This window comes from Thermomonospora sp. CIF 1 (assembly GCF_001896795.1).
Taxonomy (GTDB): Bacteria; Actinomycetota; Actinomycetes; order Streptosporangiales; family Streptosporangiaceae; genus Thermomonospora; species Thermomonospora curvata.
The window spans coordinates 144,626-161,896 of record NZ_MOYN02000023.1; the positions used below are offsets into that span (position 1 = coordinate 144,626).

17 protein-coding genes are annotated in these 17,271 nt (G+C 70.2%); 7 read left to right on the top strand and 10 right to left on the bottom strand.

Features of this window, described 5'->3' with window-relative positions; genetic code table 11:
- Positions 1-16: 16 nt before the first annotated feature.
- Genes BUE48_RS19005 through BUE48_RS19040 form a run of 8 tightly spaced genes read right to left on the bottom strand, consistent with a single transcriptional unit; the run spans position 17 to position 8,262 of the window.
- Complete coding sequence (locus tag BUE48_RS19005) at positions 17-1,315, bottom strand: MCE family protein (protein ID WP_012854138.1); 1,299 nt, start codon at positions 1,313-1,315, stop codon at positions 17-19.
- Complete coding sequence (locus BUE48_RS19010; protein WP_286990671.1) at positions 1,312-2,388, bottom strand: MlaD family protein; 1,077 nt, start codon at positions 2,386-2,388, stop codon at positions 1,312-1,314. The genes BUE48_RS19005 and BUE48_RS19010 overlap by 4 nt, the downstream gene beginning before the upstream one ends.
- The gene (locus tag BUE48_RS19015) at positions 2,388-3,422 is read right to left on the bottom strand and encodes an MCE family protein (RefSeq protein ID WP_012854140.1); all 1,035 of its coding nucleotides are present in this window, start codon (positions 3,420-3,422) and stop codon (positions 2,388-2,390) included. Before BUE48_RS19015 ends, BUE48_RS19010 begins: the two co-directional genes overlap by 1 nt.
- Positions 3,422-4,447 (bottom strand): MlaD family protein, encoded by a 1,026-nt coding sequence (locus tag BUE48_RS19020; protein ID WP_012854141.1) that lies wholly within the window; start codon positions 4,445-4,447, stop codon positions 3,422-3,424. The genes BUE48_RS19015 and BUE48_RS19020 overlap by 1 nt, the downstream gene beginning before the upstream one ends.
- Entirely contained in the window at positions 4,447-5,541 is a 1,095-nt protein-coding gene (locus tag BUE48_RS19025) for an MCE family protein (RefSeq protein ID WP_012854142.1), read from the bottom strand. The genes BUE48_RS19020 and BUE48_RS19025 overlap by 1 nt, the downstream gene beginning before the upstream one ends.
- The gene (locus BUE48_RS19030) at positions 5,538-6,596 is read right to left on the bottom strand and encodes an MCE family protein (protein ID WP_012854143.1); all 1,059 of its coding nucleotides are present in this window, start codon (positions 6,594-6,596) and stop codon (positions 5,538-5,540) included. The genes BUE48_RS19025 and BUE48_RS19030 overlap by 4 nt, the downstream gene beginning before the upstream one ends.
- A complete protein-coding gene (locus BUE48_RS19035; protein WP_286990672.1) occupies positions 6,593-7,459 on the bottom strand; it encodes an MlaE family ABC transporter permease in 867 nt (288 codons plus the stop codon). Before BUE48_RS19035 ends, BUE48_RS19030 begins: the two co-directional genes overlap by 4 nt.
- Positions 7,459-8,262 carry an MlaE family ABC transporter permease gene (locus tag BUE48_RS19040; RefSeq protein WP_012854145.1) on the bottom strand — a complete coding sequence of 268 codons (804 nt, stop codon included), beginning with the start codon at positions 8,260-8,262 and terminating at the stop codon, positions 7,459-7,461. Before BUE48_RS19040 ends, BUE48_RS19035 begins: the two co-directional genes overlap by 1 nt.
- A 371-nt stretch (positions 8,263-8,633) precedes the next feature.
- On the opposite strand from BUE48_RS19040, the gene BUE48_RS19045 reads away from it, so the two are divergent.
- From BUE48_RS19045 to BUE48_RS19060, 4 genes are all read left to right on the top strand, one after another.
- Positions 8,634-9,152 (top strand): MarR family winged helix-turn-helix transcriptional regulator, encoded by a 519-nt coding sequence (locus BUE48_RS19045; protein ID WP_012854146.1) that lies wholly within the window; start codon positions 8,634-8,636, stop codon positions 9,150-9,152.
- 124 nt (positions 9,153-9,276) lie between these two features.
- A complete protein-coding gene (locus BUE48_RS19050) occupies positions 9,277-10,068 on the top strand; it encodes an aggregation-promoting factor C-terminal-like domain-containing protein (RefSeq protein WP_012854147.1) in 792 nt (263 codons plus the stop codon).
- 78 nt (positions 10,069-10,146) lie between these two features.
- Positions 10,147-10,785 carry a TetR/AcrR family transcriptional regulator gene (locus tag BUE48_RS19055; protein ID WP_012854148.1) on the top strand — a complete coding sequence of 213 codons (639 nt, stop codon included), beginning with the start codon at positions 10,147-10,149 and terminating at the stop codon, positions 10,783-10,785.
- A 153-nt stretch (positions 10,786-10,938) separates the two neighbouring features.
- Entirely contained in the window at positions 10,939-11,595 is a 657-nt protein-coding gene (locus tag BUE48_RS19060) for a TetR/AcrR family transcriptional regulator (RefSeq protein WP_012854149.1), read from the top strand.
- Positions 11,596-11,670: 75 nt separating this feature from the next.
- Here the strand turns inward: BUE48_RS19060 and BUE48_RS19065 are convergent, their stop codons facing one another.
- On the bottom strand, positions 11,671-13,128 hold the full coding sequence (locus BUE48_RS19065; RefSeq protein ID WP_012854150.1) for a flavin-containing monooxygenase: 1,458 nt from the start codon (positions 13,126-13,128) through the stop codon (positions 11,671-11,673).
- Positions 13,129-13,215: 87 nt separating this feature from the next.
- Between BUE48_RS19065 and BUE48_RS19070 the strand changes: the two genes are divergently transcribed.
- Both BUE48_RS19070 and BUE48_RS19075 read left to right on the top strand, forming a co-directional pair.
- Positions 13,216-13,884, top strand: a complete 669-nt coding sequence (locus BUE48_RS19070; protein ID WP_245536899.1) for a TetR/AcrR family transcriptional regulator — start codon at positions 13,216-13,218, stop codon at positions 13,882-13,884.
- A gap of 24 nt (positions 13,885-13,908) precedes the next feature.
- Positions 13,909-14,772 carry an SDR family NAD(P)-dependent oxidoreductase gene (locus BUE48_RS19075; protein ID WP_052305555.1) on the top strand — a complete coding sequence of 288 codons (864 nt, stop codon included), beginning with the start codon at positions 13,909-13,911 and terminating at the stop codon, positions 14,770-14,772.
- Between the two features lie 13 nt (positions 14,773-14,785).
- Here BUE48_RS19075 and BUE48_RS19080 read toward each other — a convergent pair whose 3' ends face one another.
- On the bottom strand, positions 14,786-15,481 hold the full coding sequence (locus BUE48_RS19080) for a 4'-phosphopantetheinyl transferase family protein (RefSeq protein WP_148233061.1): 696 nt from the start codon (positions 15,479-15,481) through the stop codon (positions 14,786-14,788).
- A 121-nt stretch (positions 15,482-15,602) separates the two neighbouring features.
- On the opposite strand from BUE48_RS19080, the gene BUE48_RS19085 reads away from it, so the two are divergent.
- Entirely contained in the window at positions 15,603-17,129 is a 1,527-nt protein-coding gene (locus tag BUE48_RS19085) for an AMP-binding protein (RefSeq protein ID WP_012854153.1), read from the top strand.
- Positions 17,130-17,271: the final 142 nt, after the last annotated feature.

Consider the following 17,271-nt stretch of genomic DNA (forward strand, 5'->3'; position numbering starts at 1 on the left):
GGCGCTCCTTGGGGGGTCACCTGCGTCGGCGCAGGCGGGACAGCACGGGGATCGAGCCCACTATGACCTTGGCCAGCACCAGCAGCGCAAGCAGCGGCGGCAGATACACCAGCCACATCGGCGGGCCGCCGGGCTCGGGCGCGGCGCCGGAAGCCGGGCGGGCCAGGTGCCGGCCGGCGGTCTGCTGCTGGGCGGACGGGTCATGGGGGGGCAGCGTATCGCCGGGGTCCTTGCCTTGGAAGTCCTTCTGCTTGGCCTTTCCGGGCTGGCGGCCGTCCGCGCAGGTGGGGATCTCGGCGACCGTCGGCTGCGGCAGCGGCTTTTTGTACTCCAGCGTCGCCTTGGCGTTGAAGGTCATCATGAACACGATGTTGAGGACCTTCTGGCCCTGGTCCTCGCCGATGATGTTGGTGAGCACGTTCACCAGCGGCCCGGCCATGACCAGGGTCTGCCGCAGGTCCTCATACAGGCCGGGGTTGTGCTTGGTGAGGTCCATGCCGGCCAGCGCGTCCACCGCGCAGTTGATGTCGGGGCCGGTCTCGGCCAGCAGCCCGTTGACGGTGGCCAGCAGGTTCGGGCCGCGGTCGCGCAGCCGGGCGATCTCCCCGCGCACCTGCCGCAGCGCGGCGGTCAGCGCCGCCAGATCGTCGATCCCCGAGCCCAGCTGCCGGCGGTTGTCGGCCAGCACGGCGGCGATCCGGCCCATGTCCGCGGTCAGCTGGTCCACCAGCTCGGTGTCCCGGGCGAACGTGGCGGTGATCTGGTCGCTTCCGGTGATGATCTGCCGCAGCGAGTCCTCCCGGCCGGCCCAGCCCACCGCCAGCTCGTGCAGCAGGCTGCCGGCCGAGTCGGGGTCGATCGCCTTGAGGGTCTTGTTGACCGCGCCGAACAGGTCGCCGTACTTGGGCGGGACGGAGGTGTCGGTGACCGGGATCAGCCCCGAGCCGTCGGTGGGCATCCGCGGGCCGTCGGCCTGGCCCGGCTTGGGGGTCAGCTCCACCACCGGCTCGCCGACCGCCGACTTGCGGGCCGCCGCGGCGGTCACCGCGCGCGGGATCCGCACGTTGCGGTCGATGTCCAGCTTCACCACCACCTGGCCGTCGCGCAGCCGGACCGAGTCGATCTTGCCGATCCGGGTGCCCAGGTAGTCCACCTCGAAGTTGGGGTGCAGCCCCGGCGAGGACTCGAACACCACGGTGATCTGGTAGGGCCGTTCGATGAAGTCGAACCGCACCACACTGCTGAAGGCCCAGACCACCAGGACCACGCCCAGGGCCGCGAAGGCCGCGACGTTGATCAGGATCCGGCTGTTCATCGGGGCCGCTCCCAGATGTCGTCGAGGTTGGGCATCGCCTCCCGGACCTTGGGCGGCACCGGGTCGGCCGCTTTGGTGCGCCGGACGCCGCCGCGGGCGGCCCGGCCGCCGGCCGAGCTGGGCAGAATCGTCCCGTCGTCCAGGACGAACCGCAGCAGCGGGTACAGCAGCAGCTGGCCGTCGTAGGTGGCCAGCGGCAGCTCGCGGGTGAACACCTCGATCCCGTCCACCAGGGCGCCCAGCCGCCTGCGGTCACCGGCCAGCTGGTCGAGCACCGGGTCCACCTGGCGGATGAGGTTCTTCAGCCGCAGCACCCGGCCTTCGAGGACCTCATCGCCCAGCAGCCGGGCGGTGCGGGTCAGCTTCTCGACGGCGCGCAGCATCTCCTCGGCGTTCTGGTTGAGCATCCGGGTGGTGCGCTCCAGCTCCTCCGGCGCCCGCCCCAGCGCGTCAGAGCCCTTGGCCAGGGCGCGGCCCAGCCGGGCGAACTCGTCGACCGCCGTGGTCAGCTCCGCCCGCTGGTCGGCGAACATATCCAGCAGCTTGGCGGATTTGGCGACGGCGGCATTCAGCTTGGGGCCGTTGCCGCCCAGGGCGGTGGCCCCGGCCTCGACGATGGCGGCCAGGTCGTCGCCGGCCAGCGCGTCCAGCAGCGGCCCGGCCCGGCCCACCACCTGTTCGAAGGACGGCTGGGTGCTGGTCTGGGTGATCCGGTCGCCGCTTCGCAGGAACGGGCCGGTGGACATGTCCCGGCCGGGCGGCAGCCGCAGCTCCACGAAGTTCTCCCCCAGCAGCGAGGTCACCTTGATCTCCGCCGAGGTGCCCTGCGGGATGCGGTGCCCGTCGACGATGGACATGGTGACCTCGGCCTTGTAGCCCGACACCAGTTTCACGTCGGTGACCGAGCCCACCTTCACGTCCGACAGCTGCACGCTGTGCCCGACGGTCAGCTGCTGGACGTCGTCGAAGACGGCGACCAGCGTGAGACCGCCCTTGGGCGCTCCGAAGGTGCGCACCGAACAGCCGGTGGCCAGCAGGACGGCCGCCAGGGTGAGGATGAGCGTCCGTCGCATCAGTCGCCTCCCTGCTCCCAGGGGCAGTTGGAGTTGGGCGGGGGCAGCGGACAGGGCACCTCATCGGTGCCCAGCAGGCCCGTCAGCCAGGTGCGCAGGAACACGTCCGTGGCGAAACGCAGGTTCAGCGCCTTGTACTTGGGGTTGTAACCGCCCAGCAACGCCGCGTCCACCTCCGGCAGCGACTTGATCAGCAGGGCCACCCGCTCGCTTTGGCCCTGCAGCAGCAGCGCGAACCGGGTGAGCACCGCCAGGTCGTAGGGCAGCTGTCCCTTGTACTTCTTCAGCAGCTCATCGCCGTGCTCGGTGAGCTTGAGCACCCCGCGCACCAGCTCCTGCAGCTGGCCGCGTTCGGTCGCCAGCACCCGGGTGGCGGTGCCGAAGTCGTTGATGATCTGGCCGAGGACCTCTTCGCGTCCGCGCACCACCCCGGCCAGCCGGTTGAGGTTGCGCGCCACCTCCAGCAGCTCCTCATCCTGGCCGGCGACGTTCTCCACCAGCCGGGCGGCCTGCTCCAAGGTGGCGTTGAAGGTCTTGCCGTTGCCGGCGAAGGACTCGGCGGTGCCTTCCAGGGCCTTGTTGACCTTGGTGGGGTCCAGGGCGTCGCTCAGCTCGGTGAACGAGGCGAGCGCATCGTCCACCTCCACCGGCACGCTGGTGCGCTCGATGGGGATCTCGTTGCCGGTCTCCTTGGGCTGGCCGGGCTTCCAGGCCGGGTGCAGCACCAGATTGCGCTCGCCGACCAGGTTCAGCGGGACGATGGAGGCCCGCACCCCCTTGGGCAGCGGGATGTCGGAGCGGACGTGGAAGCGGACCTCGATGTGGTCGCCGCGGTTGCGGACGCTGTCGACCCGGCCGACGTCCACTCCCATGATCTTGACCTTGGAGCCGGGGTAGAACGAGCGGGCCTTGGTGAAGCGCACGGTCATCTCCCGGCGGCCGCTATCCCCGCCGAGCACCGAGCAGCCGCCCAGCGCGGCGGCCAGCGAGACGGCCAGGGTCGCCGCCGCGGCCGCGGTGAGGAAGCGTCTCATCAGTCGCCCCCCTTCTTGGGCGTGGAGATGGGGCCGGGCGGCTGGAGCGGGCCCAGGCCGGTCATCATGCCCTCCACCCAGTTGCCGTTGCCCTTGACCTTGGCCACCTGGCTGAAGGTGGGGCCGAGCAGCGCGAACGCGGTGTTGAGGGCGTCGGTGTTGGAGGAGATCCGGGTGGTCAGCAGGTGCAGGTCGTCCAGCAGGGTGTTCAGCTCGCGCTGGTGGCGGGCGATCACGTTGGACAGCGTGCGCACCGTGCGCCCGCCGTCGCCGATGGCCGTGGCCAGTTCCTGGCGGCGCTGCACCAGCATGCGCAGCAGCGCCTGGCTGTGCTCGATGATCTTCTTCAGCTGGGCGTCCTTGGCCGCCAGCGTGCCGGAGATGTCCCGGCTGGCCGCGATCAGCCGCTCGATCTGCGGGGCGGACTCGTTCAGCGCGACCGCCAGCTTGCGGAAGTTCTCCAGCATCTGCTGCAGCCGGGCGGCGCTGGGCGACTCTATCTTGGCGACCGACTCCAGCAGCCGGTCGATGGTCTGCTCATCGAGCCGGCGGGTGAGCTCGGTGGCCTCGTCCACCGCGTCGGTCACGGTGTAGGGGACGGTGGTGCGCTCCAGCGGGATCCGCCGCCGGGACTTGGGAAGCTGGTGCAGGAAGGGGCCGTCGGCGGGGACCGGGCCGGACAGCTTCAGGTAACGCCCGCCCAGCAGGGTGGCGGTCTGGATGTCGGCGCGGGTCTGCAGGCCCAGCTCGACGCCGGAGTTCACGCGCCAGGTGATGACGACGTGGCCTTTGCCGAAGTCCGGTTCGATCCGCAGCACCCGGCCGGCCTTGACCCCGGCCACCCGGACGTCGTCGCCCTCTTTGATCCCGCCGGTGTCGGTGAACACGCCGCTCACCTCATAGCCGCGTTCCAGCAGGTGCAGCTGGCCGACGGCGAAGGCGAACACGCAGGCGGCGCCGATCACGCTCACCGAGACCAGGGCGACCACCCGCTGGTTGACGTCGCGCAACGACTTGAGCGCCATCAGCGGCCTCCCGTCGTCGAAGCGGCGGTGAGCATCTGCTTGAGCTTGTCCAGCTCCTCCTTGGTGGGGGCCTTGCCGGTGCGGGGGAAGCGCATCTCGAACGGGCAGGGGCCCTGGACGATGTTCAGGCACAGCGCGTTGCTGCGCAGGAAGTGGCCGCCGTTGACGGAGGCGAACAGCTGCCGCAGCGCCAGCGGGAGCTGCTGGACCATCCGCTCCAGGTTGTCGATCTTCCAGCGGGCGGTCTGGGTGAAGGACGCCAGGTTCTCCACGATCCGCGACAGCTGCTGTTCGTTGTCGCCCAGCACCTGGTCCAGGTCGGCGGTGAGCCGGGAGACCTCCACCAGGGCGCCGTCCAGCAACCGGCGGTTGGCGGCGAACACCTCCGTCAGCTTCTCCAGGTTGTCCACGGCCGCGGCGATCTGCCGGTCCCGGGCCTGCACCGCCTCGGCGACCGTCTGGTAGTCCTCCACCATGCGCTGGATGGTCTGGGCGCGCCGGCCGAAGGCGGCCAGCAGCACCTCCATGTTCTGGATCATCGTGTTGATGTTCTGCTCGTTGCCGTCCAGCGCCTGGGCGAAGCCCTGCAGCAGCTTGTTGAGCATGTCCGGGTCCAGGCTGCCGGTCAGCGGGCCGAGCGAGTTGACGATCTCGCCCAGGTCCACCACCGACTGGGTGTGCGGGATCCGCCCGCCGTCGGCCAGCATCCGCTCGCTGGTGCCGGGCCGCAGGTAGACCACCCGCTGGCCCATGACGTTGCGCCACTGCACCGCGGCGGTGGAGTCGTCGGGGATGCGGACCTTGCGGTCCACCTCCATGACCACCTCGGCCCGGCCCCGCCGGATCTCGATCTTGTTGACCCGGCCCACCGGCACCCCGGCCAGCTTGACCTGGTCGCCGGTGAGCAGCCCGGTCACGTCGTCGAAGGTGGCGGTCAGCTCATAGCGGTCGCCCCAGCCGGTGGCCAGGATCTGCTGGGCGATGAAGACGGTCAGCGCGGTGGTCAGCGCGGCGAAGACGGTGAACGACAGCAGGGAGCGGGTGTCGGGGCCGCGGCCCCTTCTTCCCAGTCCTTTCCTGCTCAGCCGGCTCATCGCACACCTCCGGTGAGCCTCAGGTAGGTTCCGGCGGAGGCCGGGTCGGCCCGGCAGACGTCCACGATGATCTTGCAGACGTCCAGCGGGAGGTAGTCGACGGCCTGGGCCAGCAGCGAGCCTTCCGGCCCGGGGACGCGGATGATGTCCGACAGCAGCGTGAAGAAGCCGGTCAGCCCGCTGATCAGGGTGGGGATCTCCGCGCGTTCCCGGTAGAGGACCTCGACCGCGCGGCCGCCGCCGTCGATGATCTCGCCGATGTCCCTGCCGTGCCGCTGCAGGGTGCTCGAGACCTGGTCCGACAGCCTGCCGGCCTCGTTCAGCAGCTGGCCGACCTTGTCGGGACGGTCGCTGAGGGCCGGGGAGACGGCGTTGAAGTCGCCGGCCAGCGCGGTGATGGCGGCGCCCCGGCCGCCGAGGGTGCCCGACAGGGCGGCGATGTCGTCGATCAGCCGCTGGATCTGGGCGCGGCGGCGGTAGGCGACCTCCAGCAGCTTGGTGCCGTTGTCGATGGTGCGGCGCAGCGCGGGTCCCTGCCCGTTGAGCCCTTCGGAGAAGGTGTGCAGCAGGGTGGCGATGTCCTGGGGGTCCAGCGCCTGGGTGAGCCGGTAGGCGGGCCAGGCCACGTCCGCCAGTTCCTCGGGGTCCTTGGTGCGGGTGATGGTGCCGCCGTCCGGCAGGTAGGGGCCCTTGCCCTCCTCGGGGCCCAGGTCGATGGTCAGGTCTTTGGGACCGAACACCGAGACCGGCTCGATGGCGGCCTGCGCGTTGCGGGTGATCTTGATGTTCTCGTCGATGCGGATGCGGACGGCGACCCGCCCGTCGGGCCGCAGCGTGACCTGCTCGACGCCGCCGACGGTGATGCCGCGGATCTTCACGTCCGACCGCTTGTCCAGGCCCTGGCCGGCCTTGCCGAAGGTGGCGTGGTAGTAGGTGGCGCCGGAGTGGTCGGGCTGGGTGCCCGCCAGCGCGTAGCCCGCTCCCGCCACCAGGACCGCGGTGCCGATCGCGCCGTAGAGCAGGCGCGACCGCAGGGACAGGTTCTCATCGTTCATCCGGTCAACCTCACGGTGCCGCCGTGGCCCCAGAAGATGTAGGACAGAAGCAGGTTGATCACGATGATCGCGACGCTGGACTCCCGGATCGCCCGGCCCGCCGCGACGCCCACCCCCACCGGGCCGCCGGTGGCGTAGTAACCGCGGTAGCAGTGGATGAACATGACCACGAACGCGAACACCGCCACTTTGATCCCGCTGTAGAGCACGTCGATGGGCGGCAGGTAGAGGTTGAAGTAGTAGTCGTAGATGCCCGGCGACAGCCCGAAGTACTGGACGGTGATCAAGCGGGTGGCGAAGAAGCTGGCGAACAGCGCCAGCAGGTACAGCGGGACGAGCGCGATGACGCCCGCGGCGACCCGGGTGCACACCAGGAAGGTCAGCGAGTTGATGCCCATGACCTCCAGGGCGTCGATCTCCTCGGAGATCCGCATGGCCCCGATCTCGGCGGTGAAGGCCGAGCCGACCTGGGCGATGAGCGCCACCCCGGCGATGATCGGGGTGACCTCGCGGACGTTGGCGAAGCTGGCCATCACGCCGCTGAAGGCCTCGGCGCCGATGCGCTCCAGCGACGGGTAGCCCTGCATGCCGACCATGGCGCCGGTGGCCATCGCCATGGTGGCGACCACGAAGATCATGCCGCCGCCGATCACCAGGGCGCCGACGCCGACGGTGATGTCGCTGATCTGGCGGAGCAGCATCTTGCCGTACTTGCGGCGCAACACGATGTCGACCACCAGGTGGTAGAGCACCCGGCCGAGGAAGACCGGCATGTCGAGGGCGGTGCTCAGGCCGGCCAGCCGGTCGCGGGCGGCCCGGCCGGCCCGGCGCAGCGGCGACAGTGCGGGGGATGTGGCGACCATCAGAACCTCGGGGGGACGAGGACCTGGTAGAGCATGGTGATCACGTAGTTGGCCGAGAACACCAGGATCGAGGTCACCACCACCGCCTTGTTGACCGCGCGTCCCACGCCCACCGGGCCCAGGTCGCAGTTCATGCCCGCATAGCAGGCCACGGCGGCGGCGATGAACCCGAAGATCCACGCCTTGAACAAGGTGACGACCAGGTCGGAGAACTGCAGCAGCGAGGTGGCTCCGTCGAAGTAGGCGCCGGGGCTGACCCCCTGCTGGATGACGTTGAAGTAAAAGCCCCCGGCGGTGCCCGACAGGATCACCACCGAGCACAGCAGCACCGCCACCGTGCTGGCCGCCCACAGCCGGGGGGTGACCAGGCGGTGCACCGGGTTGATGCCCATGACCTCCATGGCGGCCAGCTCGTCGCGGATGTTGCGGGCTCCCATGTCGGAGGTGATGGCCGAGCCGCCGGCGCCGGAGATCAGCAGCGCCGAGGCCAGCGGCGCCACCTGGGTGATCATGTTGGCCACCACCAGGGCGCCGGTGCCGGACTGGGCGCCCAGCTGGCGGGCGATGTCACCGGCCTGCAGCGAGATGGTGGCGCCCAGCGGGATGGCGATCAGCAGCACCGGCATGCTGGTGACGCGGGCGATGAACCAGCACTGCTCGATGAACTCGCCCCACCAGGTCCGCACGTCCCAGGTGCGGCGCAGTCCCTCCAGGAAGATGACGAACAGCAGTCCGGTCTCATCCAGCGCCTTGCCGGCCCGGCGCAGCACGCGGTCGGGCGCGTTGTGCAGGCTCACTGCCATGTCAGCCGGTGCCCTTGCCTATGGGGGCCAGATCAAGGGTCAAACCAGCCTCCTTCGCTTTCGGACGCGGTGCCCATCCGATGTGACCGCCCTGGCTGGACGGCCTGCTCCGGTGGTGCCGACCGAGGTCGGTTGGATCACGGAAGGGTTGAAGGTCACACGTGTCGCTCCTAACCCACCCTGTGATCTGCAGCACTCTATTAGAACATGTTCTAAAAAGCGAGTACTTACCTTCCGCTGTCTCATTCACTAGGATTCGCCGGGTGTGCACTTCTCCGGCTCGCTCCGCATTTGCGCTGGTCACAGCAATGACATGGGGGCGAGACCGGATATGGAAGCCCCTCTGCCCGCCGCGACCTTTTTGAGCCCCCATGCCGGAACCCGGCCGCATGCCCCGCCTCGACCCGCTCGCCGTCACCCGGGCGCGCTGGGCCGAGCAGACCCTGCCCGGCGACCCGTGGCCCTTCCTGGCCACCGGGTCCCTCAGCCGGCTGCACCAGATCGTCAGCCGCGCCCTGGACGACCGGCTCAAGCCCTTCGAGCTCAGCCGGACCGGTTACTTCCTGCTGACCACCCTGTCGTTGATCAAGGGGGAACGGGCCCGGCTGGGCACCCTCAGCCGGTACCTGATGATCCATCCGACCACCGTCACGCTCACCGTCGATCAGCTGGAGCGGGCCGGGCTGGTGACCCGCGAGCGCCACCCGCACGACCGCCGGGCCACCCTGGTGCGCCTCACCGGGTCGGGGCTGGAACGGGTGCGGCAGGCCAACGCCGCGCTCCAGGACGACGCCGCCGAAGGGCCGCTGGGCGAGCTGACCGGGCGCTACCGGAAGCTGTTCGAGGCGCTGCAGGAGGTGCGGGCGGCGGTGGGCGACACCGATTTCTGAGCCCCCGGACTGGTCGTCACAACACTCTGCGTCACTTTTCGCCCGGCCGAACCGAGCACACGTCACAATGCGTATCGTTAAACGGCGAGCAGTCCACCGGTCAAAGGCAGGGCGGTCCATCCCCATGCGACATAGTCCAGGCCGAATTCCCGATCCGCCGCGGCGGCCCGCACCCCGGCCCGGGGCGGCGCACCGTCCGCCGCGCCCGCCGCATCCCCCGCTTCCTCCGGCCGGACGGTCCGGCCGGCGCCGCAAACGCCGGCGGCTGCGGCTGGTCCGGCGCGTCCTCACCAGCAACGTCACCATCACGCTGGCGGCCATCGCCGGGCTGCTGGCGGTCGCGCTCAACATCACCTCCCTCAATCCCTCCGAACCCAAGCCGCCGGCGCTGGCGGCCGAGCTCGACCTGTCCACCAACGAGCTGGTGGCGCTGCTGACCCGCACGGACATGGACGCGGTCGCCGCCGACGCCATCGCCCAGGCCAAGCGCCGCGCCCACTTGCAGCAACTGGAGGAAGAGCGCAAGGCCCGCGAGCGCGCCGAGTGGTACCGCAAGAACCGCGACAAGATCGAGGCGGCCAAGCAGGCCGAGAAGCTGCGCGCCATCAACCCCTCCGCCGCCCAGAACAAGGCCTACGGCAAGCTGATGAACAAGCTGAAGGGCTGGGAGGAGTGCTGGCCGTCGCTGGAGAACCTCTGGGAGCGCGAGAGCAACTGGAACGAGCGGGCGCGCAACCCCTATAGCGGCGCCTACGGCATCCCGCAGGCGCTGCCCGCCGAGAAGCTCGCCTCGGCGGGTGCCGACTGGCGCACCAGCTCCCCCACCCAGATCGCCTGGGGGCTCGGCTACATCAAGGCCCGCTACGGCAACCCCTGCAAGGCCTGGCAGTTCTGGCAGGCCAACCACTGGTACTGAGCCGAGGTCTCCGGCCGGGCGCCCCCGCCCGCTCAGGTCCCCGGACGTGCCACCGGGAGGCGGTGAGACCATGAGGTCATGGGGACCAACGGCCATGAAGGAGGCAGCGGACGGCAGTGGGCACGGGCCGACGCCACCCGGCAGGCTCTGCTCCAGGCCGCTCAGGAGGTCTTCGCCGACCGCGGCTACCACGACGCCGGGATCGCCGAGATCGTCGAGCGGTCCGGGATCAGCGTCGGCAGCCTCTACCACCACTACGGCGGCAAGGCCGGCCTCTTCATGGCGCTGTGGGAGCACTACAACCGCGCACAGGAGGAGGGGGCCACGCGCGCGGTCGCCCAGGCCCGTAAGCGCGGTGAGAAGGACCCGATAGCGCTCTTCATCGCCGGGGCCCGCGCCTATCTGCGGGTGTGCTGGGAGCAGCGGGACGTGGCGCACCTGTTCCACGAGGGCGAGGGGCCGTCGGGGTTTGCGCTGATGCGCCGCAGCCGGGCCCGGCAGTGGGTGGCGCAGAACACCAAGCTGCTGCGCGGCCTCAACGGCGATGGCGAAGAGCGGGGCGGACGCCGCCGCCAGGTGCTCAGCCTGGTGCTGACCACCGTGATCGGGGAGGCCGGTCGGGAGATCGCGACGGCCGAGAGCGAGGAGGCGGCCAACGAGATCGTCGAGGAGGTGTGCCGGATCCTCATCCGGCTGGCCGGCGGGTCGGCCGACTGACCGGCCGGGCGGCGGCCGGAAGCAGTGGCCGGAATAGGCCTCACCGACCGGAATCCACCTGCCGCTTCGTAAAGACGCGCATACGCGCCGTCCGGCCGGAACCCGCTAACCTAACCGCCAGGCCATAACGCTCTGACGGAAAGCGAACTGTCAATGCCCACCTCCACCTGGTTCCGGCTGGACGTCGCCAAGCGCAATCGGGTGCTGCACGCGGCCATGCGGGAATTCGGGGAGAACGGCTACTCGACCGGCAGCCTCAACACCATCGCCCGTGAGGCGGGCATCGCCAAGGGCTCCCTGTTTCAGTACTTCACCGACAAGCTGGAGTTCTTCGCCTACGTCTGCGACGAGACCTCCCGGCGGATCCGGGAGGAGATGGAGCGCCGGATCGCCGCGATCGACCTCGACCAGCCCGTCGACGAGTGGCTGTTCGACGCCTTTTGCGAGTGGACCGAGTACATGGCCGACCATCCCCTGGAGCGGGGAGTCACCGCGGCCACCAACTTCGAGCTGGACAACAATGTGCGGGCGGTGGTGCGCGACACCGCCAACCAGCATTACCTGCAGGTCATCCACCCGGTGCTGGAGCTGTGGAAGGAGCGCGGCGACATCCGCCCGGACGCCGACCTGGACATCCTGGCCTCGCTGCTGCTGATGACGCTGCCGTTCCTGGCGCTGGCGCCCTATTACGACGGGCTGGACCCGGTGCTGGACATGCGCGGCCGCACCCCCGAGCAGCAGCGTCCGATCATCCGCCGGCTCATCGCCGGCATCACGCCGTTGTTCGTGGCGGCGAAGGAAGACGACTGAGGGAACGCACGGGGCTTTCTGCACGCCCATGCCGTCCGTGCCCGGGGACCCGTCGCGGTCCCCGGGCACGATGGGTCAGCTCACCACGTAGTCAGAGGCCTTGACCCGGCGGGTGCCCGCCCAGTACTCGAAGGCGAAGCCCGGCCACAGGGTGCGGTTGACGCCGTTCTCGTCCAGGTACCAGCTCTGGCAGCCGCCCTCGTTCCACACGCCCTTGCGCAGCCGCCGGTGCATCCGGTCGTTGTAGCGGCGCAGCGCCCGGCGGGTGACCTCGATGGTGTCCCCGCCCTGGCGCTGGATCAGCCGCAGGCAGCCCAGGATGTGCTGGAACTGGGCCTCCATCATGAAGATCATCGAGTGGTGGCCCAGCCCGGTGTTGGGGCCCATGAGCATGAAGAAGTTGGGGAAGCCGGGGATGGTGACCCCGTGGTAGGCCTCGGCGCCGTCGGCCCAGGCCTCCTGGATCTTCAGCCCGTTCCGGCCCACGATGTGCTGGGAGGCCAGCGTCTCGACGACCTTGAAGCCGGTGCCGTAGATGATGCAGTCCACCTCCAGCTCCCGGCCGTCGCCGGTGACGATGGCGTTCTCGGTGACCTCGCCGATGCCCTCGGTCACCAGCTCCACGTGGGGCAGGTTGAAGGTCGGGTAGTAGTCGTTGGACAGCAGGATGCGCTTGCAGCCGATCCGGTAGTTCGGGGTGAGCTTGCGGCGCAGCTCGGGGTCGGGGATCTGCCGCTTGAGGTGGGAGCGGGCGCTGTGCTCCAGCGGTGCCATCAGGCGGGGGTCGAGGGCGAACCCCAGGGCGCGTCCCTCCAGGATCCAAAAGAGGGCGTCGCGGAAGACGCGGGCGGTGCCGGGCACGTGCTCAAAGAGCCACTGGGCCGACTTGGGGATGGCCACGTCGGGCTTGGGCTGGATCCACGGGGCGGTGCGCTGGAAGACGTACAGCTGAGAGGCCTTCTTGGCGACCTGGGGGACGAACTGGATCGCCGAGGCGCCGGTGCCGATCACCGCCACCCGCTTGCCGGTCAGGTCGTAGTCGTGGTCCCACTCGGCGGAGTGGAAGGTCTTGCCCTGGAACTTCGGCAGACCGGGCAGGTCGGGGTAGGAGGGCACGTGCAGCGCGCCGATGCCGTAGATCACCGCCCGGGGCCGGTAGCGGCGGCCGTCGGCGACGATCACGTCCCAGCGGCGGGCCTGGTCGTCATACTCCAGGGCGTCGACCCGGCTGTCATAGCGCAGGTACTTCTCCAGGCCGTACTTGGCGGCCACATCCCGCATGTAGTCCCAGATCTCCTGCTGCGGCGCGAACAGCCGCGACCAGCGCGGGTTGAGTTCAAAGGAGTAGGAGTACATGTGCGAGGGCACGTCACAGGCGCAGCCGGGGTAGGTGTTGTCGCGCCAGGTGCCGCCCAGCTCCTTGTCCTTCTCCAAGATCACAAAGTCGTGGAACCCGGCCTTGATCAGCTGGATCGCCATGCCCAGGCCGGCGAATCCGGAGCCGACGATGACGACCGAGGGGTTTTCGCTCATACTGCCCGCCCTTCCCGATAACCTACTCGGAGTAAGTTACCACCAGTAGATTACTGGCGGTAGGGCCGGATCGGATAGGGTTTCGCCGTGAGTGGTGCCACGTCCCGGACCCGGCGACGGATGTCGCGGGCCGAGCGCAAGCGTCAGATGCTCGACGTGGCCGAGCAGGTTTTCGCCGAACGCGGCTACCGCGCCGCCTCCATGGACGAGATCGCCGAGCGCTGCGGCGTGTCCAAGCCGATGCTGTATGAGTACTTCGGCTCCAAGGACGGCCTGCTGATGGCGGCGATCGACCGCGCCAAGGCCGAGCTGTATGAGGTGACCAGCCGGGCCATGGCCGAGGCGGACACCCCGCAGGAGATGGTCTGGCGCGGCATGCTCGCCTATTTCGAGTTCATGGACTCCCACAGCCACTCGTTCGCGATGCTGCTGCAGGAGCCGATGGTCGGCCCGCCGGCCACCGGGGAGGCCCTGGAACAGGCCCGCCGCCAGCAGAGCGGGCTGATCGCGCCGATCATCGCCGCGCTGGCGCCGAACATGCCGCCGCAGGCGGTGGACGCCTACACCGAGATCATCATCGGCGCCTGCGAGCGGCTGGCGGTGTGGCGGCTGCGCCACCCGCAGGTGACCGCCCGCGACGCCGCCGCCTACATGGCCGACTTCACCTGGAACGCCATGAAGCACCACCTGCCGGAGCACGCCTCCCTCCCCACGGCCGTCCCCGGCGTGCCAAGATCGGAAAGCCCCGCGGACTGAAAGACACCGCACCCGGAGGTCGCCATGCCCGTAGCCCCGTTCGACGGTGCGCTGGCCGTGGTCACCGGAGCCGGCAGCGGCATCGGCCGGGCCACCGCGCTGGCGCTGGCCGGGCGCGGCGCCACCGTGATCGCCGCCGACATCGACGGCGAGGCCGCCGAGCGCACCGCCGCGCTGGCCGGCGCGCAAGGCCCGGCGGCCACCGCCTACCGGGTGGACGTGGCGGACGCGGCGGCGATGGAGAAGTTCGCCGCCGACGTGCGGGCCGGTCACCGGGTGCCCGACATCGTGGTCAACAACGCCGGCATCGCGATCAGCGGCCCGTTCCTGGAGACCGGCGTGGCCGACTGGGAGCGGATCCTCGGGGTCAACCTGTGGGGGGTGATCCACGGCTCCCGGCTGTTCGGGGCGCAGATGGCAGAGCGCGTCCGGGCGCTGCCGGTCACGCCCGACAAGGGCGGCCACATCGTCAACATCGCCTCGGCCGCCGCCTATGCGCCCAGCCGGGCCATGCCGGCCTACTGCACCACCAAGGCCGCGGTGCTGATGCTCAGCGAGTGCCTGCGCGCCGAGCTGGCCGGGGCGCGCATCGGGGTCACCGCCGTCTGCCCCGGCTTCGCCGAGACCTCGATCATCGACAACGCCACCATCGTCGGGGTGTCCGCCCCGCAGGCCGAGCGCCTGCGCGAGCTGGGGCGGCGCGGCCTGCGCCTGCGGCGCTACCCGCCGGAGAAGGTCGCCGAGCGCATCGTCGAGGCGATCGTCAAGAACAAGGCGGTGGTGCCGGTCAACTTCGAAGGCCACCTGCTGCGCGGCCTGTCCCGGCTGTCCCCGCGCGCCCTGCGCCTGCTGGCCCGGGTCCCCATGCCCACGCCCCGGGTCCGGTGACCCCCAAACGGGCTCAGGCCAGCAGTGAGGCGGCGTCCCGCTCATGGACGCGGGCGTCCGGCTGGTCGATGAGGGCCAGGCAGGCGGCATAGCCGGGCCCCGGTTCCAGGGCGTGCATGGTGATCCGGGAGGCCATGCCGGCACGGCCCTGCCAGTCCCGCAGGCGGGGGTGCTCGTCGGGAGCCGACACCCGAAGGTCGGCCAGCGGCACGCGCAGCCCGTCGCCGGTGGCCTTCACCACCGCCTCCTTGCGGGTCCAGTACTCCAGCAGGCCGCGGCGGCGGGCCTGCGGCCCCAGCCCGCGCAGGTCGGCGGCCTCCTCGGGGTCGAGCACCTGGGCGGCGATCTCGTCGGTCAGCCGGTCCGACAGCTCCTCGACGTCCACGCCGACCGGGCCGCCGCCGCTGAGGGCGACCACCACCCGCTCCCCCGAGTGCGACACCGACAGGTGGGGCCCGCCCTCGATCACCGGACGTCCGTGGGGGGCGCCGCACCCCGAGCAGGTGCGGTCCAGCGGCACCCGCTCGGGCGGCACGCCCAGCAGCTCCCCGGCCGCCAGCCGGGTGACGGCCGCTCCCAGGGTGAACCGGTCCCGGTCGTCCGGGCGCAGGTAACGCTCGCGGCGGCCCCGTTCGACCTCGTTGAGCAGCTCGGTGTGCCAAGGCCGCACATCGGTCAGCCTCGCCCACCACACCTGACACTCCAGCACGGGGCCAAGGTACACGTACCGGGACGAAAGGCTCTTGACTGTCAGTCTTATAGCGGTGACCTTGAAGGCCGGACACCGACCGATCGGTCGGGCGGGCACACACAACGGCAGGGGTCACGGCATGACGACGGGCGTACGTTTCGGCGAGCGCAAGCGGGCCTATGAGGAGCTGCGGGCCCGCGCGGCGCGGATCGCCACGGGGCTGGCGGATCTCGGCGTGGGCTCGGGCGACCGGGTCGCCGTCATGCTCCGCAACGAGCCGGCCTTCCTGGAGGTCACCGAGGCCGCGCAACTGCTGGGGGCGCTGCCCGTCCCGGTCAACTGGCACTGGCGGGGCGAAGAGCTGGCGCACCTGTTCGGCGACAGCGGCGCCAAGGTGGTGTTCGCGCACACCGATCTGGTGCCGAAGGTGGAGGAGGTGCTGCCGGAGGACGTCGGGCTGGTCGAGGTGCGGGTGCCCGACGAGGTGACCGCCGCCTACGGGCTGCCGCCCAACGGGGTGACCCGGCGCCATCCGACGCTGGAGGCGCTGATCGAGTCCAACGAGCCCTGGCGGGAGCCGGCCGCCCAGGCGCCGCCGAGCGTCATCTACACCTCCGGCACCACCGGCAGGCCCAAGGGGGTCCGCCGCAAGCCGCACTCCCCCGAGGACACGGTCAAGATGGCCATGGGGATCTTGGAGGTCTTCGGGCTGTCGCCCGAGATGCGCACGCTGGTCCCCGCGCCGCTGTACCACAGCGCCCCGAACGTGCACGCGCTGCTGGCGAGCAGGCTGGGCATCGATCTGACGATCATGCCGAAGTTCGACCCCGAGGGCCTGCTGCGCACCATCGAGCGCAACCGCATCGAGCACATCCAGATGGTGCCGACCATGTTCATCCGCCTGCTGCGGCTGCCGGAGAAGGTGCGCAAGAGCTATGACCTGTCGTCGCTGAAGGCGGTGGTGCACGCCGCCGCGCCGTGCCCGGTGGACGTCAAGCAGGCCATGATCGACTGGTGGGGGCCGATCCTGCGCGAGTACTACGGCGGCACCGAGACCGGCATCATCACCGCCAGCGACTCGCAGCAGTGGCTGGCCCACCCCGGCACCGTGGGCCGCGCCGTGTGGGACTGCGACGTGAAGATCCTGGACTCCGAGGGCAGGGAGCTGCCCGCCGGGCAGGTGGGCGAGGTCTACCTCAAGCCGCCGTCGTTCTGGCCCGACTTCACCTACATCGGCGATGACGCCAAGCGGCGCGGCATCGAGCGCGACGGGTACCTGACGGTCGGCGACATGGGGTACCTGACCGAGGACGGTTACCTGTTCCTGTGCGACCGGGCCGGCGACATGGTGATCTCCGGCGGGGTCAACATCTACCCGGCCGAGATCGAGGCCCATCTGCTGAAGCTGGAGGGCGTGCAGGACGCGGCGGTGTTCGGCATCCCCGACGCGGAGATGGGCGAGGCGCTGGCCGCGCACATCGTGGCCGATCCGGCGGCCGGGCTGACGGCCGAGCGGGTGCGCGAGCACGTGCGGGCGGGCATGGCCGGCTACAAGGTGCCCAAAGTGGTGGTCTTCGAGCAGTCGCTGCCGCGGGAGGAGACCGGCAAGCTGTTCAAGCGCAAGCTGCGCGACCCCTACTGGGCCGGCGCGGGGCGGCGGATCTGACGCCGCTGCCGGCAGAACCCGATTCTGCGGAAACCCTTTTCACTCTGGGTAATTCGTCGTCACGACGATAAGCGAGGGCAAAGCCGTTCGAAAATCTTGAAAAATCCTCATCTCCTGCCCCAGGAGATATGCGGCGATCACC

What these genes read in the sequence shown, in the direction of transcription:
- BUE48_RS19035 (WP_286990672.1), bottom strand. Translation starts at nt 7,459, where the DNA reads ATGGTCGCCACATCCCCCGCACTGTCGCCGCTGCGCCGGGCCGGCCGG.
- BUE48_RS19025 (WP_012854142.1), bottom strand. Translation starts at nt 5,541, where the DNA reads ATGAGCCGGCTGAGCAGGAAAGGACTGGGAAGAAGGGGCCGCGGCCCC.
- BUE48_RS19060 (WP_012854149.1), top strand. Translation starts at nt 10,939, where the DNA reads ATGCCCACCTCCACCTGGTTCCGGCTGGACGTCGCCAAGCGCAATCGG.
- BUE48_RS19045 (WP_012854146.1), top strand. Translation starts at nt 8,634, where the DNA reads ATGCCGGAACCCGGCCGCATGCCCCGCCTCGACCCGCTCGCCGTCACC.
- BUE48_RS19005 (WP_012854138.1), bottom strand. Translation starts at nt 1,315, where the DNA reads ATGAACAGCCGGATCCTGATCAACGTCGCGGCCTTCGCGGCCCTGGGC.
- BUE48_RS19020 (WP_012854141.1), bottom strand. Translation starts at nt 4,447, where the DNA reads ATGGCGCTCAAGTCGTTGCGCGACGTCAACCAGCGGGTGGTCGCCCTG.
- BUE48_RS19065 (WP_012854150.1), bottom strand. Translation starts at nt 13,128, where the DNA reads ATGAGCGAAAACCCCTCGGTCGTCATCGTCGGCTCCGGATTCGCCGGC.
- BUE48_RS19075 (WP_052305555.1), top strand. Translation starts at nt 13,909, where the DNA reads ATGCCCGTAGCCCCGTTCGACGGTGCGCTGGCCGTGGTCACCGGAGCC.
- BUE48_RS19015 (WP_012854140.1), bottom strand. Translation starts at nt 3,422, where the DNA reads ATGAGACGCTTCCTCACCGCGGCCGCGGCGGCGACCCTGGCCGTCTCG.
- BUE48_RS19030 (WP_012854143.1), bottom strand. Translation starts at nt 6,596, where the DNA reads ATGAACGATGAGAACCTGTCCCTGCGGTCGCGCCTGCTCTACGGCGCG.
- BUE48_RS19050 (WP_012854147.1), top strand. Translation starts at nt 9,277, where the DNA reads ATGCGACATAGTCCAGGCCGAATTCCCGATCCGCCGCGGCGGCCCGCA.
- BUE48_RS19040 (WP_012854145.1), bottom strand. Translation starts at nt 8,262, where the DNA reads ATGGCAGTGAGCCTGCACAACGCGCCCGACCGCGTGCTGCGCCGGGCC.
- BUE48_RS19055 (WP_012854148.1), top strand. Translation starts at nt 10,147, where the DNA reads ATGGGGACCAACGGCCATGAAGGAGGCAGCGGACGGCAGTGGGCACGG.
- BUE48_RS19010 (WP_286990671.1), bottom strand. Translation starts at nt 2,388, where the DNA reads ATGCGACGGACGCTCATCCTCACCCTGGCGGCCGTCCTGCTGGCCACC.
- BUE48_RS19085 (WP_012854153.1), top strand. Translation starts at nt 15,603, where the DNA reads ATGACGACGGGCGTACGTTTCGGCGAGCGCAAGCGGGCCTATGAGGAG.